Here is a 23,900-nt window from a genome sequence, read left to right as displayed (position 1 = left end):
CGGCCGGTACCCAAATCGGTGCCGACGCCGCTTTTGGCCAGCTACAGCTTCGCCGCGCTGGCACTTGCGGGGGGCGGTGTGCTGCTGGTCGCGGGCGGCTGGGTCTGGCCCACGCCGACGATCGGGCTGAGTATCCCCGCCGCGATCCTGTCGGGCATGGTGGCCTATTTCGCGATCACCGCCGCCATGCGGGTGGGCGAGATCGCCGCGGTAACCCCCTTTCGCTACACGCGGCTGGTATTTGCCTTTTTCATCGCGCTGGTCGTCTTTGACGAAACCATCGACGGCCTGACGCTGCTTGGCGTGAGCATCGTCATCGCAACAGGTCTTTATAGCCTTTGGCGCGAGCGGAAGTTGCACCAAACAGCCTGACCCATTGGCCGCATCACCATCGCCGCCAATCCCCTTCGCATATGCGGCAAGGCTTGCTATAGAGCGGCCAAATCCGACCCAAGGGGACCATCAATGAGCTTCATCACCGATATTCACGCCCGCGAGATTCTCGACAGCCGCGGCAATCCCACCGTCGAAGTCGATGTCACGCTCGAGGATGGCTCCATGGGGCGTGCCGCCGTGCCTTCGGGGGCCTCGACCGGCGCCTATGAGGCGGTGGAAAAGCGCGATGGCGACAAGGGCCGCTACATGGGCAAGGGCGTGTTGGGGGCCGTCGCCGCCGTGAACGGCGAGATCGCCGATGCGCTGGTAGGTTTTGACGCCACCGAGCAAGAGGCGATCGACGCCGCCATGTGCGAGATGGACGGCACCGACAACAAGGGCCGGCTTGGAGCGAATGCGATCTTGGGCGTCAGCCTCGCCGTGGCCAAGGCTGCCGCCGAATACACCGCCCAGCCGCTTTTCCGCTATGTCGGCGGCACGGCGGCGCGGCTTTTGCCCGTGCCGATGATGAATATCATCAATGGCGGCGAGCATGCCGATAACCCGATCGACATTCAGGAATTCATGATCATGCCGGTCGCGGCCGACTCGATCGCGGATGCGGTGCGCATCGGCGCCGAGGTCTTTCACACGCTGAAGAAAGAGCTTTCGGCGGCGGGCCTGTCGACCGGAATCGGTGATGAGGGCGGTTTCGCCCCCAACCTCAGCTCTACCCGCGATGCACTTGATTTCATTTTGAAATCTATCGAAAAAGCAGGCTACAAGCCGGGCGATGATATCATGCTGGCACTTGATTGCGCCGCAACCGAATACTTCAAGGATGGCCGCTATATCTATGCTGGTGAAGGAAAAACCCTGACATCGGACGAAAACGTCGCTTATCTGGCGGCGTTGGTCGATGACTACCCGATCCTGTCCATCGAAGACGGCTGTTCCGAAGATGACTGGGAGGGGTGGCGCGCGCTGACAGAAACCTTGGGCAACCGGGTGCAGCTGGTGGGCGACGATCTTTTCGTCACCAACCCCGCCCGTCTGGCCGAAGGCATCGAAAAGGGCTGCGGCAACGCGCTTTTGGTCAAGGTCAATCAGATCGGTACGCTGTCGGAAACCCTCGCCGCCGTGAACATGGCCCAGCGCAACCGGATGACCTGCGTCATGTCGCACCGCTCGGGCGAGACCGAGGATGCCACCATCGCCGATCTGGCGGTCGCCACCAACTGCGGACAGATCAAGACCGGCTCGCTCGCCCGCTCGGACCGGCTCGCGAAATACAATCAGCTAATCCGGATCGAGGAGATGTTGGGCGAGACCGCCGTTTACGCGGGCCGCTCGATCCTGCGGGGATGAGGGTTCGGGCCCTCATCTTCGACGTCTTCGGCACCTGCGTCGATTGGCGCAGCGCCGTGGCGCGCGAGGTGGCGGCGGTTCTGCCCGGGGTCGATGCCACCGCTTTCGCCACCGCATGGCGGGCCGAATACGACCCCGCCATGGCCCGCATCCGCGAGGGCGGGAGGGGCTACGTGGCGCTCGACGATCTGCACCGCGAGAACCTGCACCGCGTGGCGGCGGATTTCGGCGTGACAGCGCCCGATGACCTTTCCCACGCGTGGGAAAGGCTCGACCCCTGGCGCGATGTGGTGGCCGGGCTGGCGGCACTCAAGGCGCATCACATCATCGCGCCTTGCTCGAACGGCTCCATCGCGCTGATGACGCGGCTGGCGCGCCATGCCGGGCTGCCGTGGGATTGCATCTTGGGCGCCGAGATCGCGCAGGATTACAAGCCCAAGCCGGGGGTCTATCTGGCCGCCTGCGCCGCGCTGCGTCTGCCCCCCGATCAGGTGATGATGGTGGCCGCGCATAATGACGATCTGGTGGCAGCCCGCGCGGCGGGCCTTAAGACCGGCTTCATCCCGCGCCCGACCGAACACGGGCCGGCGCAGACCACAGATCTGGCGCCCGAGGCGGCTTGGGATATCATCGCTCAGGATTTCCACGATCTTGGAAGGCAGCTGGCCTCATGACCCCCGATCAGATCATCGCCCATCTGAACCTCGCCCCCCATCCCGAGGGCGGCTTCTATCGCCAGACATGGGTGGCAGGGAACGACGGGCGGCCCAGCGGCACCTGCATCTATTTCCTGCTCAAATCGGGCCAAGCCAGCCATTGGCACAAGGTCGACGCAACCGAGATTTGGCTTTACCACGCGGGCGCACCGCTCGTCTTGTCGCTGGCGGACAGCGACACGGGGCCTGCCATCGACCATCTGCTGACCCCCGATCTGGCCCGCGGCGCGCCGCAGATCATCGTGCCCGAAAACCACTGGCAGGCCGCGCGTACGACGGGCGATTTCACGCTGGTGTCTTGCACCGTCTCGCCGGGTTTCCAATTTGAGGGCTTTACGCTTGCGGCCCCGGGCTTCGATATCCCGCGCGGCTGATTTCCCCTCTCGCCGCCGCCCGCGCAATGGGCTAGGCCAGTGCGATGAAAACCCCCACCACCCAGAACGGCGACAGCGCGGCAGGCTTTGCCTATGCCGTCTCCGCCTATCTCATGTGGGGTTTCTTGCCGCTTTACATGAAGGCCATCATCCATATTCCACCGGTCGAGATCATCGCCCACCGGATCTTGTGGTCGGTGCCGATCGCAGGCGCGATCCTGATCGCGCTGGGGCGCACAGACGATGTCATCCGTGCGCTGAAGACGCCGCGCATGGTCGGCATGGCGGCAGTCACGGCGGCGCTGATCTCGGTCAATTGGGGCGTCTATGTCTGGGCCATCGCCAATGACCGGGCGCTCGATGCAGCCTTGGGCTATTACATCAACCCGCTGTTCTCTGTGGCTTTGGGCGCGATCTTGCTGCGCGAAAAGCTGGCGCGCATGCAGTGGATAGCGGTGGCTCTGGCAGGGCTGGCGGTGGGTATCTTGACCGTCTCCGCAGGTGTATTGCCTTGGGTCGCACTCGTCTTGATGACGACCTTCGGCATCTACGGTTTCTTGCGCAAGACGCTGCCAATCGGCCCCAATCAAGGTTTCTTGCTCGAGGTCTTGCTGCTCTCGCCTGCAGCCTTGGCCTATCTCGTGTGGCACGGCCCTGATGCGGCCTTCGTCACAGGAAGCTGGACCGATATTGCACTGTTGATCGGCACGGGTGCGGTCACGGCCATCCCGCTCATGCTTTATGCCAATGGCGCCAAGGGGCTCAGGCTTTCGACCATGGGCATTTTGCAATATATCGCGCCCACGATGATCTTTCTTATCGCGGTCTTCGTCTTCAACGAGCCCTTCGGCCCGGCGCGCGCTGTAGCCTTTCCACTGATCTGGCTCGCCCTGATCCTTTATACGGTCACGCTGATCCGCACGGCGCGGGCGGCCCGTACCTGATCCCTGCTTCATCTTTGCTTCGAAAATACTCCGGGGGCTTGGGGGCAGAGCCCCCATATCCGCTCTCACACCCGGCTCACCCGCCCGCCCCCGACAGGCGCCGCCACCCCGGTGGTCATCGGCGCCGAGGTCGGCAGACCCAGAAGCACGCGCGCGGCCAGATAAGCAAAGGCCTGCGCCTCGAGCATATCGCCATCAAGACCTACCGCCTCGACCGGCAGGGCCGGACGATCCAGCGCGGCCGCCAACATCTCCATCAGCCCCGGATTATGCCGCCCGCCGCCGGTGACATAGACCTGCAAGGGCGGGCTCGGCAGATGCTCCATCGCCTGCGATACCGCACCCGCCGCGCAAGCCGCCAAAGTGGCCACCGCATCGGCATCCGCCATGCCCGCGACCCAACGGCCCAGATCGGGAAAGGCATCGCGGTCGAGTGATTTGGGCGGCATACGGCGGAAATAGACATCATCGAGAAACACGGCCACCGTCTCGGCATCCACCCGGCCCTGACGGGTCAGGGCCCCGTCTTGGTCAAATCTTTGGCCCCGCCGGGCAAAGATCAGATCATCGATCGGCGCATTGGCCGGTCCGGTGTCGAATGCCACGCAAGCCCCCGGCAATTGGGGCGCATCAATTGCGGGATCGACCCAAGTGATATTGCCCACCCCGCCAAGGTTGAGAAAGGCCACCGGCCCCGTCGCCCCAATGAAGCGCGCCAAGGCCCAGTGATAGAATGGGGCCAAGGGCGCGCCCTGCCCGCCCAGCGCCATATCGTTCGAACGGAAATCCCAGACCGTCGTCACTCCGGAGACTGACGCGAGCCGCGCGCCATCGCCCGCTTGATGGGTGCGCCCGCCCGCCGGATCATGCGCCAAGGTCTGGCCATGAAAACCGAATGCCGCGATATCCGTCTTGCCCATGATGTCGGCCAAGACGTCGAGATGGGCGTCTTCGACGATGCGGGCTGCCTCGGCCACGCCTGCCTCACCGGGCCAACGGCCAAGGCTTTCGCGGATCGTGGCGCGCTCTTGGGGCGTGTAGGCGCGGTAGCGTGTCTCGCCAAAGCCTGTCACCGCCATCCCGTCGGTTTCGATCACGGCCATGTCCACCCCATCCATCGAGGTGCCCGACATCGCGCCCACCACGCGCAGGCGTTTGCTCTGGTCACTCTTTCCCTTCACCGCACTGCCCGCTATAGCCTCGCCCCATACACCGCACGAGCATGGACCGAGGCCCGATGACCTACCAGCCCAAATCGGAATTCCTGCGCGAGATCATCGCGCGCGGCTTCCTGGCCGATTGCACCGATCTGCAAGGCCTTGACGCGGCGCTGATCGCGGGGCCCGTCACCTGCTATATCGGCTATGACGCGACCGCCAAATCGCTGCATGTCGGGCATCTGCTCAACATCATGCTGCTCAGATGGTGGCAAAAGACCGGCAACCGCCCCATCACCCTCATGGGAGGCGGCACAACCAAGGTGGGCGATCCCAGCTTTCGCGCCGATGAGCGCCCCCTGCTGACCCCCGACCAGATCGACGCCAATATCGCGGGGATGCAGCGCGTTTTTGGCCGCTACCTTGATTATGGCGACAGCCCTACTGAGGCCATGATGCTCAATAACGCCGAATGGCTCGATGGGCTGAACTATCTCGAATTCCTGCGTGATATCGGGCGGCATTTCTCGGTCAACCGGATGCTGTCCTTTGAAAGCGTCAAATCGCGGCTGGACCGCGAGCAAAGCCTGTCGTTCCTCGAATTCAACTACATGATCTTGCAGGCCTATGATTTCCTCGAGCTTTACCGCCGCGAGGGTTGCGTGCTGCAAATGGGCGGCTCGGATCAATGGGGCAATATCGTCAACGGGATCGACCTGACCCGCCGGGTGGTGGATGCGCAGATCTTCGGGCTGACCACACCGCTCTTGACCACATCGGACGGGCGCAAGATGGGCAAGTCGCAAGGTGGCGCGATCTGGCTCGATGGCGAGATGCTCAGCCCCTATGAGTTCTGGCAATTCTGGCGCAATACCACCGATGCCGATGTGGGCCGCTTCCTCAAGCTCTACACCGAATTGCCGGTGGCCGAATGCGACCGCTTGGGTGCGCTGCAGGGCTCAGAGATCAACGCCGCCAAGATCATTTTGGCCAATGCGGTGACAACGCTTTTGCACGGGGCCGAGGCAGCCACCACAGCCGAGGCCACCGCGCGCGAGGTTTTCGAGCGCGGCGGGGCGGGCGAGGATTTGCCGACGCTGACCCTTGCCACGGCCGAGATCGGCGATGGTATTTCGGTGGCGCAGTTGATCACGCGCGCGGGTCTTGCCGCCTCGGGCAAAGAGGCCAAGCGCCTGATCGCCGAAGGGGGCGCGCGGATGAACGACGCGGCGATCACGGATGCAGGCCAGATGATCACCACCGCCGCGCTTGCACAGCCCATCAAGCTTTCGGCGGGCAAAAAACGCCACGCGCTGGTTGTGCTGGCAGGCTAAGAGAAATTTAACCATGGGTGCGGCAAGCTCGCGCCCATGGATATGACCCAGCACGCGCTGCCGCTGCAGCAATCACAGCTTTATCATGATGCGCTGCGCCGGATCGGCGCTGACGCGCAACGCTTTTGCACAAAGGGGGGCGAGGCGCTTGTCTTGCGCCGTTCGCTCGGGCCTTTGGGCAAGGTCGCGCTTTCATCATGCGCAAATCTGCGTGGCATCGATGCAGCTTGCGGGATGGGGGCAGACCTCGGCGCAGCTTGGCTGGTGGTCAATGCCGGGCGCCCCTGCGAGGGCTTGGCGCTTTACCGGGCCGGATATATCCCGCTTGCAGCGCCGCGCAAGCAGGCGGTGCTTTCGCTTGCGGGCGGGTCTGCGGACTGGCTGGGGCGGATGCATGGCAAATGGCGCAACCGCCTGCGTCGCGCACAGCGCGATGCGATGCGCACAATCCCCGCCCGTATGGAAGGGCGCGATCTGACGATCCGCGTCAGCGCCATGCCGCCCGATCCCGCACATTGGATTTTGCGCGCCGATGCCGCGCAGCAACGCGACCGCGGCTATCGCGGCCTGCCTCCCCAGCTGATCGCGGCGATGGCCGCGACACCGGGCGCACTGCATCTTTATACCGCGCGGATCGGCGGCAAGGTGATTGCCGCCATGCTTTTTGCACGGCACGGCACGGGGGCCAGCTACCTGATTGGCTGGTCGGATCATCAGGGGCGCAAGTTCTCGGCCCATAACCTGCTGATGTGGCGCGCGATGGGTGATTTGGCCGCGATGGGTGTGTCCGCGATCGATCTGGGCCTTTGCGATACGGCCGCCAACGCCGGGCTTGCACGCTTCAAACTGGGTGCTGGCGCCACGCTGGAGGTGTCGGGGGGCACATGGCTATACGCGCGCCCGCTTGCACCGCTCCACGGCTTGTTGCGCCGCCTGCGCGCTACCCCGCCACCGCACGCAACAACCGTGCACGGCCCGGCGGCACGGCGCGGATTTCAAGCCCCGTGAACACATGCAGCGTGTCCATGTCGCGGTCGATGACCGCGTGATCGCTGACCCAGCCCCCCATCATCAGATAAGTGCGCAACAGCGGCGGCATCTTGGCCTGTGCGCGCTTCAGATCGGGCTTGCGGCGCAGCCGCGCGGCAAAACGAAAAACCGCCGGTGCCTTGACCCGCGGCAACCAGCGCTTGGGCGCGATGTGGCGGTCGCGCAATAGCGCGAAGGCATCGGAATAATCCCCGGCCTCGGTGCCGTGAAAGGATGAGCAGCCAAACAGCATCTCGACGCCGTCACGATCGACCAGCGACGTCATCGCCCCCCATGCCAGCCGCAAGATATCGGGGTCATGCCAATCGGGATGGATGCAAAAGCGCCCCATTTCGACCATCGGCCCGTCGAATGCCGCAAGCGCAGACAACTCGTAGAACTGCGCCGAGTAGCTGCGACCGATCTCGGCACCAGAACCGAGCCGCAAGAGCCGGAAACAACACACCAGCAGAGATGACCGGACATCCTCGATCAGTACATGGGTACAGGCTTCATCGAAATCATCGCGGTCAAGCCGCTCGGCAGCGGGGCCGCGAAAGGCCAAGGTGCGCAGCCTTTGGGCAGCTTCCAGATCGTCGCCATCTGCCGCGATCCGCGCGCGGTAGCGCCCTCTTGCCAGATCCAACATCGCCAGCTGCTCCTGCCCCGTCGATCGCAGTCGAGTCCGGCCGATCATGCCGGATCATGCGCTGCACCTTATGATGCGTGCATGACCATCTCACGACAAGACAAAGCTTTCAGTTGTCGAGCGCTTGGCCAATGTTGATACGGCCGAAATTACCGAGCAATTGACCAAAGAAGGTCACTTCGCGCACCGAGCTGGTTGTCACGCGGCGCGACAGCTGAACGACGCGCCCATCCTCGAGCCCGAATTCCTCGACATTACTGACCCGACCGTTGCGGTCGAACGAGATCGCCAGCAATTGCCGCTCGGTGAGCTGCGGCGCGCGAAAGCCCAAATTGCGAATCCGGTAGGCGGTATAAAGCCATGCCTCGTCGCGCATCACACCCGCGCTTCCCGGCGTGCCGATGGCGGCGATCACGGCATCGCGGCTGGCGCCGATCTGCACCGCGGCCAGCGCATCGGCGGGCGGAACATAGCCGTGATTGTCGAATGTCGCGTCGCAAGCGGCCAATGACAAGACAAGCGCCAGACCGATCAGACCTTTGCGGAATTCACGCGCTTGCCTTAGCATGACCAACCTCTTGCCTCTACGCCAGACCGCGCGCACTTGCGCTGCGACCGAAAGCTTTTTATCGGCTTAACTTACCCAAGACCACAGGGCAAGAAGACGACAACGCCACGAGGAGGGCGCGCCATGGCCGACACCCCGGAAAGAATCGTCCTCGCCCGCCTACCCCGTGGCGCTGATTTCAGCTTTGATCTGGCACCCGATGCGACCGCGCGCGCGGCATTGGCGGCGGAGTTCGGGCTTCTCGCGCTGCGCAAGCTGCGCTTTTCGGGCCGCTTGGTCGCCGAGGGCAAGCGCGATTGGGCGCTGCAGGCCGCATTGGGCGCGACCGTGGTGCAGCCTTGCGTCGTCACCGCCGAGCCGGTCACGACCCGCATCGACGACCCGGTCACGCGCCGCTACCTTGCCGATATGCCGGAGCCCGAGGGTGATGAGGCCGAAATCCCCAACGACGACACGCTCGAGCCGCTGCCCGAGATACTGACGCTGACATCCGTCATGGCCGAGGCATTGGCGCTTGCCTTGCCACTTTATCCCCGCGCGGCCGGCGCGGCGCTGTCGAATACCCGTTTCGCACCGCCGGGCGTAGCCCCGCTAGACGATGATGCCGCCAAGCCCTTGGCCGGTTTGGCAGCGCTGCGCGACAAGCTGGCAGGTCAGGACAAGCCCGAAAAGGACGGGTAATATCGCAGTGGCGAAAAGGTCTTGCGCCGCCCCGGAATCCGGGTATGTTCCCGCCCTCATTCGACCCCGGCTGCGGACACGCTTATTTTGCCGTTTCCGTCCCTTCCGGCGCGAGGCCAAAAGCCCCGCGTTTGGATGCCGATAGGCGGTCGAGAGATTGAGATTTGACAGGACCGGGGCGGGCCGCCAAGCGATCGCCCCCAAGACATTGAGGTTGTGACATGGCTGTCCCCCAGAACCGAGTGACGCGCTCCCGCCGCGGCATGCGCCGCGCCCATGATGCGTTGGTCGCCGCCAACCCCAACGAGTGCCCCTCTTGCGGTGAGCTGAAGCGCCCGCATCATGTGTGCCCGTCCTGCGGCACCTATAACGACCGTCAGGTCGTCGCCCAGGCAGCTGAAGTCGATCTCGACGAAGACGCGGCCTGAGCCTGCGGCAACCCCGGGGCGACAAGGCGATCGGGCGTATGAGCGATGGAAATGCATTGACGGTAAAGGGTAATCCCGGACCCGTCCTGTCCATCGATGCGATGGGTGGCGATCTCGGCCCTGCGGTCGTGGTCGCCGGCATGGCCCAGTCTGCAGCCAAGAATCCCGGTCTGCGTTTCATCGTGCATGGCAACCGCCCCGAGTTGGAACGCCTGGTCGAACGCCGCCGTGCGCTGGCCGACCGCTGTGAAATCCGCCATACCGACGGTGTCGTGACGATGGATGCAAAACCATCGCATGTCGTGCGTCACGGCAAGGACACCTCCATGTGGTCTTGCATCGAGGCCGTCCGCGCGGGCGAAGCCGGTGCCGCCGTCAGCTGCGGCAATACCGGCGCGCTGATGGCGCTGTCGATGATGCGGCTGCGAAAGATCGAGGGGGTGAACCGCCCTGCGATCGCGTGCCTCTGGCCATCACGCAATCCCAAGGGCTTTAACGTCATGCTCGACGTCGGCGCCGATATTCGCGCCGATGCGGGCGATTTGCTGCAATATGCGCTGATGGGTGCAAGCTATGCCCGCAACGGGCTTGACCTTGCGCGTCCGCGGGTCGGCCTGCTCAATGTCGGCACCGAAGAGCACAAAGGCCGGGCGGAGCTGAAATTCGCCGCCGAATTGATCGAGCGCGTGAGCCATGCCGCCGATTTCGAATTCGTGGGTTTCGTCGAGGGCAGCGACCTGCCCTCGGCCAAGGTGGATGTGATCGTCACCGATGGGTTCACCGGCAATGTCGCGCTGAAAACCGGCGAAGGCACCGCGCGGCTGATCAGCGAACGCATGCGCGAGGCGTTTTCTTATTCGATCCTCAGCCGTGTGGCCGCGGTGTTGGCCTATCCCTCGCTCAAGCGGCTCTCCAAACGGATCGACCCGCGCCGGGTGAATGGCGGGGTGTTTCTGGGCTTGAATGGCACGGTGGTGAAATCGCATGGTTCGGCCGATGCGACAGGCGTTGCCGCCGCGATCAAGCTGGCCGAGCGTCTGGCTGCCGCGGGCTTTCACGAACGACTTGCCGCGCGCATCGCTGCGGCCGAACAGGCCGCGGCTGCGGCTATGCAGGCAGAGGCAGGACAAGCATGATCCGCGCAGTTCCCATCGGCATCGGTCACTACCTGCCCGCCCGCGTGGTCGAGAATGCCGAGTTCGAAAAGACACTCGACACCAGCGATGATTGGATTCGCGACCGCTCGGGCATCGAACGGCGCCATTTCGCGGCCGAGGGCGAAACCACCAGCCAGATGGCCATCGCAGCGGCGCGCGCCGCACTCGATATGGCAGGGCTTGCCGCCAATGATATCGATGCGATCGTGGTTGCGACCTCGACCCCGGACCTGACCTTTCCCTCCTGTGCAACGATGGTGCAGGCAGGCCTCGGGATGGAGCGGGGATTCGCCTTTGACGTTCAGGCGGTCTGCGCGGGATTCGTTTTCGCGCTGGCCAATGCCAATGCGCTGATCATGTCGGGCCAAGCGCGCCGCGTCATGGTGATCGGGGCCGAAACATTCAGCCGGATCATGGATTGGACCGACCGGGGCACATGCGTGCTGTTCGGCGATGGTGCGGGCGCGTTGTTGTTGGAGGCGCAAGACGGTACGGGCCAATCAGGTGATCGCGGCATCTTGTCGACTGATCTGAATTCCGACGGGCGTTATCGCGACCTGCTCTATGTCGATGGCGGTGTGTCATCCTCGCAAACCACCGGCGTGCTGCGCATGGAGGGCCGCGAGGTGTTCCGCCATGCCGTTGAAAAACTTGCCGAAACAGCCCACCGCGCGTTGGACAGGGCCGATGTTGGGGCCGATGATGTTGACTGGATCGTGCCCCATCAGGCCAATCTGCGCATCATCACGCGCACCGCGCAAAAGATGGGCGTGGGCATGGACCGGGTCGTGGTGACCGTGCAAGATCATGGCAATACTTCGGCGGCTTCAATCCCGCTGGCGCTGTCGGTCGGCGTGGCCCGGGGTCAGATCAAGCGCGGCGATCTTTTGGTGTGCGAGGCGATCGGCGGCGGCCTTGCATGGGGTGCCGTGGTCATTCGCTGGTAACCGATTGCTGCAGATAAACGCCTTGTTTCAAGCCTCTTGATTGACTCGCGCATAGGCTTGATCCATCCTCGGGCAACTTTGGGGAGACGCAAGGCATGAGTGATAAGACACTGACACGCATGGACCTATCCGAGGCGGTGTTCCGCGCGGTGGGCCTGTCGCGAAACGAAAGCGCGCAACTGGTCGAACGCGTGCTGGATCTCATGTCCGATGCGCTGGTTGATGGCGAACAGGTCAAGATCTCGTCCTTCGGTACGTTTTCGGTCCGCGCCAAGACCGCACGCGTTGGCCGCAACCCCAAGACAGGTGAAGAAGTGCCGATCAGCCCGCGTCGCGTGCTGACCTTCCGGCCCTCGCATTTGATGAAAGACAGGGTCGCGGCGGGCAACCGCGGCTAAGCCTCTGCGCGCCCGCACGCCGGGGTGCGCGACCCGATCGCAGTGTAGCCAAGAAGGCAGGGCAAACCGGCCATGACGAAATCGTCGCAAGCCTTTCGAACAATCCGCGAAGTGGCCGAATGGCTGGGCGTGGCCGCCCATGTGCTGCGATTTTGGGAATCGAAATTTTCTCAGATCAAGCCCGTCAAACGGGCCGGTGGGCGGCGTTATTACCGCCCGTCGGACATGGAATTGGTGGGCGGGATCAAGGTGTTGCTACATGATCGTGGCCTGACGATCCGCGGCGTGCAACGGATGATCCGGGAAAACGGGATCGGTGCCGTGGCCGCCCTTTCGCCACCCCTGACGCTGAGCGAGGCCGATCGCGACGACCCGGCCAATGATTGGATCGAAGACGCCGCGCGCGAAGCGATCCCCATGGTCGCCGAGCCCGTGATCCATGCACCACGCCAAGATGCGCCCCCTGCCCCGATCGCTGCGGATCTCACCCCGTCGCCCGCGCCGGTGGCCGCGCGCGTGACCGCAAGCATGCAAGAGCATTTGACCCGCCTTGCGGCACTGGTGGCTACCCCTGCGGCCCTTACCCCCGATACGCGCCAAGCCTTGCGCGCATCGCTTGTGGCGCTGCATGCAAAGATGCGCGATCAAGCGCCTGCCTGACCCCTTGCGCCCCCCGGCGAAATCGCTAGAAGGGCGTCACGTCGGGCTATAGCGCAGCCTGGTAGCGCGTCCGTCTGGGGGACGGAAGGTCGCAGGTTCAAGTCCTGCTAGCCCGACCATCACCTCCCCGATTTGGGGGGTGCCCGTGAAAACCGCCCTTGCGCCGACGGCGCGGGCGGTTTTTTCTTGGGCGAAACGGGGAATGGCCAGATGACAGACAAACGCCAAGGGGTTTTGCCCGACACCGAGATCGACGCCATGATCGCAGGCGGCGCCATCAGCTGTGACCGGCCCGACCAAGGACAGGTGCAACCGGCCAGCTTGGACTTGCGCCTTGGCACGGTCGCCTACCGTGTGCGCGCCTCTTTCTTGGCCGGGGCGGGCCGTTCGGTGGCCGAGCGCATTGCCGAGTTCGAGATGCACCGAATGGATCTGAGCCAAGGCGCTGTGCTGGAAAAGGGCTGCGTCTATGTCGTGCCCTTGATGGAGGGGCTGACGCTGCCGGGCGATGTGACGGCGGTGTGCAATGCCAAAAGCTCGACGGGGCGGGTCGATTGCCTGACGCGCGTGATCGCCGATGGCGGCACCGAATTCGACCGCATCCCGGCAGGATATACCGGCCCGCTTTACGCAGAGATCTGCCCGCGCTCCTTCTCGATCAAGGTGGCGCCGGGGCTGCGGCTGAACCAGATCCGTTTTCGGCGTGGCCAAGCGGTGCTGAGCGATGCGGAACTGGCCGAGCGCCATGCCCAAACGCCACTGGTCGATGGCAAGCCCGTGATCGACGAGGGCTTGGGCTTTTCCGTTGATCTGACGCCCACCGCAAAGGGTATCGTCGGCTACCGCGCTAAGCCCCATACCGGCGTGATCGACCTGACGCGGATCGGCACCCATGAGATTGCCGATTTCTGGGAAGAGGTGCGCGGCGAAGACGGGCGCATCATCCTCGACCCCGGTGCCTTCTACATTCTCGTCAGTCGCGAGGCGGTGACGATTCCGCCCGACTGCGCCGCCGAAATGTCACCCTATCTTGCGATGGTGGGGGAGTTCCGCGTGCATTACGCGGGCTTTTTCGACCCCGGCTTCGGCCATGGCGTGCCCGCGCGCGGCGTCCTCGAGGTGCGCTGCCACGAGGCGCCATTCGTGCTGGAACATGGGCAGGTGGTGGGACGCTTGGTTTATGAACGCATGGCCGGGCCGCCCGAAACACTTTACGGCAGCGGCATCGCCTCGAACTACCAAGGCCAAGGGCTGAAACTGTCCAAGCATTTCAAAGGCTAACGCCCTAGCCCACGCGATGGAGCCGTGCCAGACCGGCGCGCGCCTCGGGCGGCAGCGCATCAAGCGCCACGACATAGCTGTGGATCGAAAAGACGACCGCATCGCTATCGGGCACCCGCACGAAACATTGTTTCTCCGAGCGCAGATAGCGCCATTGGTCGGGCGGATCGCGGCGCGGCGCGGCCTCTCGCCTTGGTTGGTGGAGAGCAGGGTCAGCATAGATCAGCGCGTTTTGCCGCCACAGCGGGCGACCGGGCCGGACCGCATCGAACAGCCGCTGCACCCGCGCGGCCATCTGCGCGTCATAAGCGGCGACGGGGCCATGAATGGCCGAAAGCGGGCGGCCGATCTTCTCGTCCAAGCTCCAACTGGCCGGAAAGCACAAGACCGCGCCGGTCAGCACATGCTCGCCATCCGGGCCAGGCTGGTGCAGGCACAGATCCTCTTGCACAAGCCGGGCGGCGGTGATGAGCGGCGGGGCGGCATCAAGCACCACGCGCACCCCGTCGGGCCGGATCACCGCGCCGCCCGCGCGGGCATAGCCCGGGCCAAGATGGTCGAGGATGAGCGCCAATAGTGCCGCCGCCGCCCCCGCGGCCCCCGGTGTCATCGCATAGACCGCCGCGCGGTTTTCGGCCAACAAACGATCGCGCAGCGCCATTTGAGCTGCGAAAACCTCATCGCTGACCAGCCAATCGCCCATCGCCAGCGGCAAGACGCCGGGCAGCCGCGCAAGGGCGGGCACGAGCCACGGGATCGACGGCAAATTCTGTTGCAAGATCGCGGTCATGCGCCCCGACCTATAGCGGCAGGATCGGGCTGGCCTTGATCTCTTCCATGCTCAACAGCGCGGTGACATTGTAGATCCGCACCTCGGAAATCAGGGCTTGATAAAAGGCGTCATAGGCGCGCGCATTGGGCACGCGGACCTTGAGGATGTAGTCGATCTCACCGGCAAGGCGGTGGGCCTCCATCACCTCGGGGCGGGCCTTGAGCGCGGCAAGGAAACGGTGCTGCCAATCGGCCTCATGCTCCGATGTGCGGATCAGCACGAAAAAACACGCCTCGAAGCCCAGCTTTTCGGCATCGAGCAAGACGGTGTGCTGGCCGATGACGCCCGCCTCGCGCAGTTTGCGAATCCGATTCCAGACCGGCGTTTTGGACGAGCCCACGATACGCGCGATATCGTCGAGCGAACGCGATGCATCCGCTTGCAGGGCTGCGAGGATTTTCCGGTCGAGCGCGTCGATCTGGACAGTCATTTTTGGTGGCCCTTCGCAACAGAACGGGATCTGAACTAAATCGGATTACTAGAAACGTACGTCCCTTTCAGCAAGGGGTATCTGCAAAATACCGGGAAATTGTTCTAAGTATTGCCGCAACCCACCCATTGGTCGGAGCGCGCGATGGACCATTTCCCGATCTTTCTGGCCCTGCAAGGTCGCCGTGTCGTCGTGGCAGGCGGCGGCGAGACGGCCTTGGCCAAGCTGCGCATCTTGCGCAAGACGACGGCGCGCCTGACCGTGATCGCCGAAACCCCCGATCCCGCCCTACAGGCAATGGCCGTGCAAGGGCAGATCACGCTGATCGCGCGCGCCTTTGGCCCCGGTGATGCGCTCTGCGCAGCGCTTGTCTATGCCGCGACGGATGACCCGGACGAGGATCGCCGCATTGCCCGGCTGGCGCGCGCGGATGGGGCCTTGGTCAACCTTGTCGATAATCTTGCCGACAGCCAGTTCATCACACCCGCCATCGTCGATCGCGACCCCGTGACCATCGCTATCGGCACCGAGGGTGCGGCCCCGGTGCTGGCGCGCGCGATCAAGGCCGATCTGGAGGAACGCCTGCCCAGCACGCTGGGTGTACTGGCGCGGATCGGCAAAGGCTTTCGCGCCATGGCCGATGCCTTGCCGATGGGGCGCAAACGGCGGGAGTTCTGGGCGGATTACTATTTCGACGCAGGGCCCCAAGCACTTGCCGCGCAGGGCCAAGACGGGCTTGCCACGGCGCTTGAGGGGCTGCTTGCCCGCCATCTCGATGCAGCACCCAAGGGGGGCCGTGTCGATCTGGTGGGTGCCGGCCCCGGCGATCCGGAGCTTTTGACGCTCAAGGCCCGCAAGCTCCTCGACCGGGCCGATGTGGTGATCCATGACCGGCTTGTGCCACAAGCGATCTTGGAGCTTGCCCGGCGCGAGGCGCTGATCATCGATGCGGGCAAAGAGGGGTTCGGCCCCGCGATGGCGCAAGCCGATATCTGCGCGCTGATGGTCGAACATGCGGCCCTTGGCGCGCATGTGGTGCGGCTGAAGGGTGGCGATCCGGCGGTGTTCGGGCGGCTGGACGAGGAAATCGACGCGCTGACGGCCGCGGGGCTTGAATGGTCGGTGGTGCCGGGGATCACCGCGGCCAGTGCCGCGGCGGCAAGTATCGGACAAAGCCTGACCAAGCGCGACCGAAACAGCGCACTACGGCTGATCACGGGCCATGACATGCAAGGCTTCGCCGAGCAGGATTGGCGCGGGCTGGCCCGCCCCGGTGCGGTGGCCGCGATCTACATGGGCAAGCGCGGCGCGCGCTTCATCCAAGGCCGGCTGATGATGCATGGCGCGGCCGCCGAAACACCCGTCACCGCGGTGGAAAACGCCGCCCGCCCCGAAGCGCGGGCCATCGCCACCACGCTGGCGCGCCTGCCCCATGCGCTGGCCGAGGCCGCCTGTACCGGCCCGGTGATCCTGCTTTACGGGCTGGCCCCGCGCATGGCCGAGGCCGCCCTGCCCCACTTGACCGAGGAGTTCGCCTGATGCTCGCCCCCTATTCCCCCAAGGTTCTGACCGCCAATGCGCTGCTGGAGGGTGATGTCGTCTATCTGGCCCCCGATGGCGGCTGGACGCGCCACCACGACAAGGCGCTGATGATCACCGATGCGGCCACAGCCGAGCTGCACCTGCTCGATGCCACCGCGCGCGGGCATGAGGTGGTGGGTGCCTATCTGGCTGATGCCAAGCAAGGCCCCAAAGGCCCCGAACCCCTCCATTTCCGCGAGGTCTTCCGCACCCGTGGCCCGTCCAACTACGCCCATGGCAAGCAAGAGGCGCTCTGATGTATCGCTATTCCGAGTTTGACGCGGGTTTTGTCCGCGCCCGCGTCGCGCAGTTTCGCGCGCAGGTCGAACGCCGCATCGACGGGTCGCTGACCGAGGATGAATTCAAGCCGCTGCGCCTGATGAACGGGCTCTATCTGCAACTCCATGCCTATATGCTGCGGGTGGCGATTCCCTATGGCACGCTCAATGGCGCACAGATGCGACAGCTGGCAATGATCGCCGAGCGCTGGGATCGCGGCTATGGCCATTTCACCACGCGCCAGAACATCCAGTTCAACTGGCCCGCACTGCGCGATGTGCCCGATATGCTGGACGCCTTGGCCGATGTCGGCATGCACGCGATCCAGACCAGCGGAAATTGCATCCGCAATGTGACCGCCGATCATTTCGCGGGCGCCGCAGCGGGTGAGGTGGCCGATCCGCGCCCGATCGCCGAGTTGATCCGCCAATGGTCGACCGATCACCCCGAGTTCCAATTCCTGCCGCGTAAGTTCAAGGTGGCGGTCACGGGCCATGCCGATGACCGCGCGGTGACCGCCGCCCATGATATCGGCCTGCGGTTGGTGCGGCGCGATGGCGTCTTGGGGGCGTGCGTCTTGGTGGGCGGGGGATTGGGCCGGACACCGATGATCGGCAAGATCTTGGCCGATTTCGTGCCGCTGCCCGACCTCCTGCCCTATCTGGAGGCGGTGGTCGCGGTCTATAACCTGTTGGGGCGGCGCGACAACAAGTACAAGGCGCGCATCAAGATCACGGTACATGAAACCGGCATCGACGCGATCCGCGCGCAGGTGGCGGCCGAATTCGCCGCGCGCAAAAGCCTGTTTTCCGGCGTGGATCAAGAGATGCTTGCCGCGATCACCGCGCAATTCGCACCACCCGCTTTCGTAGCGCAGGCCGAGGGCGATTACGCGGCATGGCGCGCCACCGACCCGGTCTTTCGCGCCTTCACCGACACCAATGTCGCGCCGCATCGCCAGCCCGGCTATGCGATCCTGACCGTCAGCCTCAAGGCCCATGGCGCAACACCCGGCGACGCGACGAGCGCGCAGATGCGGCTATTGGCCGATCTGGCCGCGCGTTACGCCCATGACGAATTGCGCATCAGCCATGAACAGAACGTCATCCTGCCCCATCTGCCCAAACGGCACCTCAAGGCGGTGCATGACGCGCTTTTGACCGCAGGGCTTGCGACGGCCAATGTGGGGCTTTTGTCGGATATCATCGCCTGCCCCGGCATGGATTACTGCGCTTTGGCCACCGCGCGCGCGATCCCCGTGGCGCAAGAGATCGCCACCCATTTCGATGCCTTGCGGCTGGAACATGATATCGGCCCGCTCAAGATCAAGATCTCGGGCTGCATCAATGCCTGTGGGCATCACCATGTCGGCCATATCGGGATCTTGGGCCTCGACCGGGCGGGGGTGGAAAGCTACCAGATCACACTGGGCGGCGATGGCGGCCCCGACGCGGTGATCGGCGAGCGTGCTGGGCCCGGTTTCGCCTATGACCAGATCGTGCCGGCCATCGAGCGCATCTTACGCGCCTATCTGAGCTTACGCCTTGGTGTCGAGGAGACATTCCTCGACACCTATCGCCGCCTTGGCATGGCGCCGTTCAAAGCCGCGCTCTACGGGTCCGGGGGAACGCAGGCCGATGCCGCCTGAGATCGCCCATTTCAGCAATGTGTCTACGCGGGTTGCGGCGCTGAACACGCGCTACCGCCACCACTCGGCTATTTCCGTACTCGAACATGCGCTGGCCGATTCCGATACGGGATCGGTCGCGATGGTGTCGAGTTTCGGCGCGGACTCGGTCGTGCTTCTGCACATGGTGGCCTTGGTCGACAGCAACACCCCGGTGCTGTTTCTCGACACCGAGATGCTTTTTGCCGAAACGCTGCAATACCAGCGCGCGGTGGCCGACCATCTGGGGCTTGGCGATCTACGGGTGATCCGCGCCAGCCGAACAAGGCTTGCCGCCCATGACCCCGAGGGGATGCTGCACCGCGACAACCCCGATGCCTGCTGCGCCTTGCGAAAGACCGAGCCGCTGGCCCATGCGCTGGCGCCCTTCGATGCATGGATCACCGGGCGCAAACGCTTTCAATCGGGCAGCCGCGCCGCGCTGGAGTTCTTCGAGGCCGAAGAGGATACGCGCATAAAGATCAACCCGCTCGCCCATTGGGCGCGCGAGGATGTGACGGAATACATGATCAACAACCGCCTGCCCCGCCATCCGCTTGTGGCGCAGGGCTACCCCTCGATCGGCTGCGCGCCATGCACGACGCCCGTGGCGCCGGGCGAAGACCCGCGCGCCGGGCGCTGGCGGGGGGCCGCCAAGGATGAATGCGGCATTCACATCGTCGATGGCCGGATCATGCGCGCGCCTGTCCGGCAGGCATCGTGAATGATCGGCAACCGCTGCGATTGCGTATTTTTTGAAAGATGAAGGGCGCGCGCCTTAACCTTGATGGAGAGTGAAGATGAGCCAGAACACGACCGCCACGGTGATCATGCGCGACAGGGGCTTTGTGGCCGATGATTGGGGGGGCGCGTTCTTGCCCCCGGATGCGGATCTGCATGGCGAGGGGTTGGCCCTCGAACTTGGGGTGCAAACGGATCTGGAGGATCTGCGCGCGCATCTTTCCCAGATCATTCTGATCCGCATCCGTTTTGGCGGTTTCGCCGATGGGCGCGGCTTTACCGTCGCGCGGCGGTTGCGGGCGATGGGCTATACCGGGCGGCTACGCGCAGCGGGTCATGTGCTGGCCGATCAATATGCAATGGCCCGACGGGCAGGCTTCGACGAGGTCGAGATCGCCCCCGCGATAGCCGCGCGCCAGCCCGAAGATCAATGGTTGGCGCGTGCCGATTGGCGGGCGGGCGACTATCAGGCGCGGCTGAAAGGCTGACAAAAGCTTTCCCTGATCCAGATCAAGGCTTAAGGAGGAGGTGGCGGCTAGACCGCGCCGTGACAGGACATGACCGAGCATAGACCCGTGAAAGATACCGAGAACACCGCCGCGCGCGCCACGCCCACCCTGCCCGATACGCAGATCGTGACCGAGGTGGAGCATTACACCGACCGGCTGTTCCGGTTCCGCTGCACGCGGCCGCCGAGCCTGCGCTTTCGCTCGGGCGAGTTCGTGATGATCGGCCTGATGGGCGATCCCGACCCCGAAACGGGCAAGCAAAAGCCCTTGATGCGCGCCTATTCCATCGCCTCGCCGGCTTGGGATGACGCGCTGGAGTTCTATTCGATCAAGGTGCCCGATGGGCCGCTCACCTCGAAGCTGCAGCATGTCCGGCCCGGCGACGCGATCATCTTGCGACCAAAGCCCGTGGGTACGCTGGTGCATGACGCGCTTTTGCCCGGAAAGCGGCTATGGTTGTTCGCCACCGGCACCGGCATCGCGCCCTTTGCCAGCCTGCTGCGCGAGCCGCAGACCTACGAGGATTACGACGAGGTCATCTTGACCCATACCTGCCGCGAAGTTGGCGAATTGACCTATGGCGCGCAGCTGATCGATGCGATCCGCCAAGACGAGATGCTGGCCGAGCTGATCGGCGAAAGCTTTGCCGACAAGCTGCGCTATTACCCCACCACCACCCGTGAGAAGAGCCCCAAGATGGGCCGGATCACCGATCTGATGCGTTCGGGCGAAGTATTCGCCGATCTTGGCGTCGGCCCGCTTGCCCAAGACACCGACCGTGCGATGGTCTGCGGCAACCTCGCTTTCAATCTCGAGATCAAGGCGATGCTCGAGGATTACGGCCTACGTGAAGGGGCCAATTCCAACCCCGCCGAATACGTTGTCGAGAAAGCCTTTCTTGACTGACCGGCTTTGACGCCGATAGCCCCCCCGCGACCTTGGCGTGGGGGGGCTTGTTTCTTGAACGCGACTTACTGGCCGAGGCCCAAGGCATTGCGTGCCTGTTCCAGCGCCGTGGGCAGAAGGTCAGGATTATCGCGCGCCGCGCCGAGGGCTGTGGTGATCGCAGCGCGGGCCAAAGCGGGGATATCGGCCCCCTCCAGCGCGGCCATGGCGCTGTCGAAATCGAAGCCCTCGACGGTAAAGAGCGACGATAGGGCGTCTTGGGCCTGCGTTGCTTGATCTGCGAGCGTGGCAGCCGCGTCTTGCGCGGCGCTGGTCACCGCAGCAGCGGCTTCGGCGGCAGCTTCGGCTTCGGCGGCAGCTTCGGCGGCGGCAGCTTCGGCGGCGGCAGCTTCGGCGGCGGCGTTTTGCGCCTGCAACACAAAGTACCCACCGATGCCCAACGCCGCGAGGACAGCGATCATGATCATAACGCGTTTCATGGTTTCTCCGATTTTGAGTGACAACACCGTCTCCGCACCTAAGCGTCGCGCGCCCCAGTGGCAATGCTGCACCGCGGCACAGATGGCTTTCCGGCAGACAAGCGCCAATTCGCCTTGAAAGAGACAGGCTGCACAGATAGGTTGTCAGCCTAAATCTCGGTAGCTTCAGGAGGCCCCCATAGCCCGCAGACCCCATAACGCGCCGCCATCCCGTGAAACCGGCCCGCGCGTGAACGATCGTATCCGTTGCCCTGAAATCCGCCTTATCGGCGCCGAGGGCGAGAATCTCGGTGTCTTGTCGCCGATCCGCGCGCTTGAGCTTGCCGAACAGGCCGGTCTGGATCTGGTCGAGATTTCGCCCACGGCCGAACCGCCCGTGTGCAAGATCATGGATTTCGGCAAATACAAATACGAGACCCAGAAACGCGAGGCCGAGGCGCGCAAGAAGCAAAAGATCATCGAGATCAAGGAGGTCAAGTTCCGTCCGAACACCGACACCCATGATTACGAGGTCAAGATGCGCAGCGTCACCAAGTTCCTCGAAAACGGGGATAAGGTGAAGGTGACCTTGCGCTTCCGTGGCCGTGAAATGGCCCACCAGAACCTCGGTCGAGAATTGCTGGAACGCGTGGCGACGGATGTCGAAGGTCTTGGCAAGGTCGAAAGTATTCCGCGCCTGGAAGGGCGCCAAATGGTGATGATGATCGGCCCGGCCAAATAGGGGTCGGACAAATATCCCATCACGGAGATCGGCGCGCTCTTCGGGCGCGCCTTTTTTCGTTGTCCGCCACTGCTCTGTGGCCGGAAGGACGCGCAGGGCCAATATTGCGCGCAACTTGTCTTGAACCGCCGCGAATGCTGCGTCATCCTCCGCTCATGGTACATGTGAGTTTCGTTTTGTTCCCGGGCTTTCCGATGTTGGCATATGCGCTTGGTTGCGCCGTGCTCGACACCGCCAACAAGTTGAGCCCCGAGCCAATCTTTTCCCATGACATGCGAATTCCCGGCCATCAGCCGGTGCGCGCAAGCAATGGCGCCTTGGTCGATCCGGGCCAAGCCAACTGGGATGGCACCGAGAATATCGACTTGGTCTTGGTCTTATGCGACGACGCCATGCCCGGGCGCATTCCAAACGGGTTTCAAGCCTACTTGTCGCGGATCGAGGCGGCGGGAGGTCGTCTTGGCGGCGTCGCGACCGGGGCGTTGATCTTGGCCCGGATCGGCTGGCTCGATGGACGTCAAGCCGTATTGAGCCATAGCCCGGATTTGACCGATGCGCCGCAATTCCCCGCGATCGAAACAGTCGAACGGCCCTATGTAATCGATGATCGTCGCATGACCGTTGCCGGCGGCGCTGCGATCGGCGAGGCGCTTTGCGCCTGGATTGCCAAGACCGCATCGCCCGCCCTGGCCCAAGAAGTGGCCCGCGCCATGGCAAGCGGCAAGCTGCCACAGCCGCATGGCCAAAGCGCATCGCAAGACGACGCCCAGCACGAGGCGCCCCCCGTCGACCCGATCATTGCCGCAATGGAGGCGCGCATGCGTGCCCATCTGGAAACACCCCTCGCCCTGACCGAATTGGCCGAGAGCCTCGGGATGAGCCGCAAAGCCTTGCGCGGGCGGTGCGAACGCGCCCTGGGGGTCAAACCATCCGAGCATTATTTGACATTGCGCCTGCGCCATGGGGCCGATCTCTTGCGCCATACCGCGATGCCCGTCTCGGATATTGCGCGCGTCAGCGGGTTCGAGACATTGGCAGGTTTTTCACGCGCCATCAGCAACAAGCTGGGGGTCTCGCCCTCGGCCGTGCGGAAAATGGCGCGCGCGGCACGGATGGTGACCAGCTACGCCTGACCGCTTGGCCCATGCAAAAGGCGCCGGATCATCCCGGCGCCTTTTGTCTGCCCAGCCCGATGTCGCGGCATTCAGCCCGCGGCGGCAACAGCACGCTTGGTCATCACCTTGACCAGATGAGCGCGGTAATCGGCCGTGCCGTGCAGATCGGCGATCATGTCATTGCCAGGCACCGCCAACCCGTCGAGCGCGGTGGACGTGAAATCGCCTGACAGCGCTGCCTCCGCCTCGGCCCAGCGGAATACCCCGTCCGAGGCCGCACCCGTCACCGCAACGCGCACACCCGACGCATATTTCGCCACATAGACCGCGACCAAGGCAAAGCGCGAGGCGGGCTGGACGAATTTCTGGTAATTGGCCTTTTGCGGCACGGGGAAGCGTACCTCGGTGATGATCTCCCCCTCCTCCAGCGCGGTGGTGAACATGCCGAGGAAATAGTCATCCGCCGCGATGTCACGGGCGTTGGTCTTGATCACCGCCCCCGACCCCAAGGCCGCTGCCGGATAACAGGCGGAAGGATCGTTATTGGCAAGACTGCCGCCGATCGTGCCGCGGTT

The 23,900-nt window shown here is 64.1% G+C and carries 28 protein-coding genes, 1 tRNA gene and 1 pseudogene; 23 read left to right on the top strand and 7 right to left on the bottom strand.

Annotated elements, in window-relative coordinates; all coding sequences use genetic code 11:
* From ACTG4J_RS06270 to rarD, 5 genes and pseudogenes are all read left to right on the top strand, one after another.
* A pseudogene (locus tag ACTG4J_RS06270) lies at positions 1-372 on the top strand (EamA/RhaT family transporter); the annotation flags it as partial.
* A gap of 93 nt (positions 373-465) precedes the next feature.
* Positions 466-1,743 carry a phosphopyruvate hydratase gene (eno, locus tag ACTG4J_RS06265; RefSeq protein ID WP_439138009.1) on the top strand — a complete coding sequence of 426 codons (1,278 nt, stop codon included), beginning with the start codon at positions 466-468 and terminating at the stop codon, positions 1,741-1,743.
* Positions 1,740-2,417 (top strand): haloacid dehalogenase type II, encoded by a 678-nt coding sequence (locus ACTG4J_RS06260; RefSeq protein WP_439138007.1) that lies wholly within the window; start codon positions 1,740-1,742, stop codon positions 2,415-2,417. The genes eno and ACTG4J_RS06260 overlap by 4 nt, the downstream gene beginning before the upstream one ends.
* Entirely contained in the window at positions 2,414-2,833 is a 420-nt protein-coding gene (locus ACTG4J_RS06255; RefSeq protein ID WP_439138006.1) for a cupin domain-containing protein, read from the top strand. Before ACTG4J_RS06260 ends, ACTG4J_RS06255 begins: the two co-directional genes overlap by 4 nt.
* A gap of 44 nt (positions 2,834-2,877) precedes the next feature.
* A complete protein-coding gene (gene rarD, locus ACTG4J_RS06250; protein WP_439138005.1) occupies positions 2,878-3,777 on the top strand; it encodes an EamA family transporter RarD in 900 nt (299 codons plus the stop codon).
* A 65-nt stretch (positions 3,778-3,842) separates the two neighbouring features.
* Here rarD and ACTG4J_RS06245 read toward each other — a convergent pair whose 3' ends face one another.
* Entirely contained in the window at positions 3,843-4,910 is a 1,068-nt protein-coding gene (locus ACTG4J_RS06245; protein ID WP_439138017.1) for an anhydro-N-acetylmuramic acid kinase, read from the bottom strand.
* Positions 4,911-5,014: 104 nt separating this feature from the next.
* Between ACTG4J_RS06245 and tyrS the strand changes: the two genes are divergently transcribed.
* Together tyrS and ACTG4J_RS06235 are read left to right on the top strand one after the other, a co-directional pair.
* Complete coding sequence (gene tyrS / locus ACTG4J_RS06240; RefSeq protein WP_439138003.1) at positions 5,015-6,268, top strand: tyrosine--tRNA ligase; 1,254 nt, start codon at positions 5,015-5,017, stop codon at positions 6,266-6,268.
* Positions 6,269-6,304: 36 nt separating this feature from the next.
* Positions 6,305-7,276, top strand: coding sequence for a GNAT family N-acetyltransferase (locus tag ACTG4J_RS06235; RefSeq protein WP_439138002.1), 972 nt, complete (start codon positions 6,305-6,307; stop codon positions 7,274-7,276).
* Here the strand turns inward: ACTG4J_RS06235 and ACTG4J_RS06230 are convergent.
* The gene (locus ACTG4J_RS06230; protein WP_439138000.1) at positions 7,209-7,946 is read right to left on the bottom strand and encodes a GNAT family N-acetyltransferase; all 738 of its coding nucleotides are present in this window, start codon (positions 7,944-7,946) and stop codon (positions 7,209-7,211) included. The genes ACTG4J_RS06235 and ACTG4J_RS06230 overlap by 68 nt on opposite strands.
* 109 nt (positions 7,947-8,055) lie before the next feature.
* Complete coding sequence (locus ACTG4J_RS06225) at positions 8,056-8,514, bottom strand: outer membrane protein assembly factor BamE (RefSeq protein ID WP_439137999.1); 459 nt, start codon at positions 8,512-8,514, stop codon at positions 8,056-8,058.
* A 123-nt stretch (positions 8,515-8,637) separates the two neighbouring features.
* Between ACTG4J_RS06225 and ACTG4J_RS06220 the strand changes: the two genes are divergently transcribed.
* The 8 genes from ACTG4J_RS06220 (at position 8,638) to ACTG4J_RS06185 (ending at position 14,066) form a co-directional block, all read left to right on the top strand.
* Positions 8,638-9,195 (top strand): YceD family protein, encoded by a 558-nt coding sequence (locus ACTG4J_RS06220; protein ID WP_439137997.1) that lies wholly within the window; start codon positions 8,638-8,640, stop codon positions 9,193-9,195.
* 221 nt (positions 9,196-9,416) lie between these two features.
* Complete coding sequence (rpmF, locus tag ACTG4J_RS06215; RefSeq protein WP_439137995.1) at positions 9,417-9,623, top strand: 50S ribosomal protein L32; 207 nt, start codon at positions 9,417-9,419, stop codon at positions 9,621-9,623.
* Between the two features lie 38 nt (positions 9,624-9,661).
* Entirely contained in the window at positions 9,662-10,759 is a 1,098-nt protein-coding gene (gene plsX / locus ACTG4J_RS06210; protein ID WP_439137993.1) for a phosphate acyltransferase PlsX, read from the top strand.
* Entirely contained in the window at positions 10,756-11,727 is a 972-nt protein-coding gene (locus ACTG4J_RS06205) for a beta-ketoacyl-ACP synthase III (protein ID WP_439137992.1), read from the top strand. Before plsX ends, ACTG4J_RS06205 begins: the two co-directional genes overlap by 4 nt.
* 95 nt (positions 11,728-11,822) lie before the next feature.
* Positions 11,823-12,125, top strand: coding sequence for an integration host factor subunit alpha (gene ihfA, locus ACTG4J_RS06200; RefSeq protein ID WP_439137990.1), 303 nt, complete (start codon positions 11,823-11,825; stop codon positions 12,123-12,125).
* Positions 12,126-12,197: 72 nt separating this feature from the next.
* Complete coding sequence (locus ACTG4J_RS06195) at positions 12,198-12,785, top strand: MerR family transcriptional regulator (RefSeq protein ID WP_439137989.1); 588 nt, start codon at positions 12,198-12,200, stop codon at positions 12,783-12,785.
* Between the two features lie 42 nt (positions 12,786-12,827).
* Positions 12,828-12,904, top strand: a tRNA-Pro gene (locus ACTG4J_RS06190).
* Positions 12,905-12,995: 91 nt separating this feature from the next.
* Complete coding sequence (locus ACTG4J_RS06185; RefSeq protein WP_439137988.1) at positions 12,996-14,066, top strand: 2'-deoxycytidine 5'-triphosphate deaminase; 1,071 nt, start codon at positions 12,996-12,998, stop codon at positions 14,064-14,066.
* 4 nt (positions 14,067-14,070) lie between these two features.
* Here the strand turns inward: ACTG4J_RS06185 and ACTG4J_RS06180 are convergent, their stop codons facing one another.
* Together ACTG4J_RS06180 and ACTG4J_RS06175 are read right to left on the bottom strand one after the other, a co-directional pair.
* On the bottom strand, positions 14,071-14,856 hold the full coding sequence (locus tag ACTG4J_RS06180; RefSeq protein ID WP_439137987.1) for a heme-dependent oxidative N-demethylase family protein: 786 nt from the start codon (positions 14,854-14,856) through the stop codon (positions 14,071-14,073).
* Between the two features lie 10 nt (positions 14,857-14,866).
* Positions 14,867-15,328: an Lrp/AsnC family transcriptional regulator gene (locus ACTG4J_RS06175; RefSeq protein ID WP_439137986.1), complete on the bottom strand. Its 462-nt coding sequence runs from the start codon at positions 15,326-15,328 to the stop codon at positions 14,867-14,869.
* A gap of 144 nt (positions 15,329-15,472) precedes the next feature.
* Between ACTG4J_RS06175 and cysG the strand changes: the two genes are divergently transcribed.
* From cysG to ACTG4J_RS06145, 6 genes are all read left to right on the top strand, one after another.
* Entirely contained in the window at positions 15,473-16,867 is a 1,395-nt protein-coding gene (gene cysG / locus ACTG4J_RS06170) for a siroheme synthase CysG (protein ID WP_439137984.1), read from the top strand.
* Positions 16,867-17,166: a DUF2849 domain-containing protein gene (locus tag ACTG4J_RS06165; protein WP_439137983.1), complete on the top strand. Its 300-nt coding sequence runs from the start codon at positions 16,867-16,869 to the stop codon at positions 17,164-17,166. Before cysG ends, ACTG4J_RS06165 begins: the two co-directional genes overlap by 1 nt.
* The gene (locus tag ACTG4J_RS06160) at positions 17,166-18,836 is read left to right on the top strand and encodes a nitrite/sulfite reductase (RefSeq protein ID WP_439137981.1); all 1,671 of its coding nucleotides are present in this window, start codon (positions 17,166-17,168) and stop codon (positions 18,834-18,836) included. Before ACTG4J_RS06165 ends, ACTG4J_RS06160 begins: the two co-directional genes overlap by 1 nt.
* Positions 18,826-19,578 (top strand): phosphoadenylyl-sulfate reductase, encoded by a 753-nt coding sequence (locus ACTG4J_RS06155; protein ID WP_439137979.1) that lies wholly within the window; start codon positions 18,826-18,828, stop codon positions 19,576-19,578. Before ACTG4J_RS06160 ends, ACTG4J_RS06155 begins: the two co-directional genes overlap by 11 nt.
* Positions 19,579-19,654: 76 nt before the next feature.
* A complete protein-coding gene (locus tag ACTG4J_RS06150; RefSeq protein WP_439137977.1) occupies positions 19,655-20,083 on the top strand; it encodes a DUF934 domain-containing protein in 429 nt (142 codons plus the stop codon).
* Positions 20,084-20,152: 69 nt separating this feature from the next.
* Entirely contained in the window at positions 20,153-21,010 is an 858-nt protein-coding gene (locus ACTG4J_RS06145; protein ID WP_439137976.1) for a ferredoxin--NADP reductase, read from the top strand.
* A gap of 65 nt (positions 21,011-21,075) precedes the next feature.
* Here the strand turns inward: ACTG4J_RS06145 and ACTG4J_RS06140 are convergent, their stop codons facing one another.
* On the bottom strand, positions 21,076-21,489 hold the full coding sequence (locus ACTG4J_RS06140; protein ID WP_439137975.1) for a hypothetical protein: 414 nt from the start codon (positions 21,487-21,489) through the stop codon (positions 21,076-21,078).
* Between the two features lie 229 nt (positions 21,490-21,718).
* Here ACTG4J_RS06140 and infC point away from each other — a divergent pair, with 229 nt between their 5' ends.
* Positions 21,719-22,210, top strand: coding sequence for a translation initiation factor IF-3 (infC, locus tag ACTG4J_RS06135; protein ID WP_439137973.1), 492 nt, complete (start codon positions 21,719-21,721; stop codon positions 22,208-22,210).
* Between the two features lie 155 nt (positions 22,211-22,365).
* Entirely contained in the window at positions 22,366-23,343 is a 978-nt protein-coding gene (locus tag ACTG4J_RS06130; RefSeq protein ID WP_439137971.1) for a GlxA family transcriptional regulator, read from the top strand.
* 71 nt (positions 23,344-23,414) lie between these two features.
* Here ACTG4J_RS06130 and ACTG4J_RS06125 read toward each other — a convergent pair.
* On the bottom strand, positions 23,415-23,900 hold a 486-nt coding region (locus ACTG4J_RS06125; protein ID WP_439137969.1), incomplete at its 5' end, for an FAD binding domain-containing protein.

The sequence above is a fragment of the Roseicyclus sp. genome (genome assembly GCF_965662675.1).
In the GTDB taxonomy this organism is placed as follows: domain Bacteria; phylum Pseudomonadota; class Alphaproteobacteria; order Rhodobacterales; family Rhodobacteraceae; genus Roseicyclus.
The sequence above is the reverse complement of the archived record's forward strand: the minus strand, read 5'-3'. Positions and strand labels throughout refer to the sequence as shown.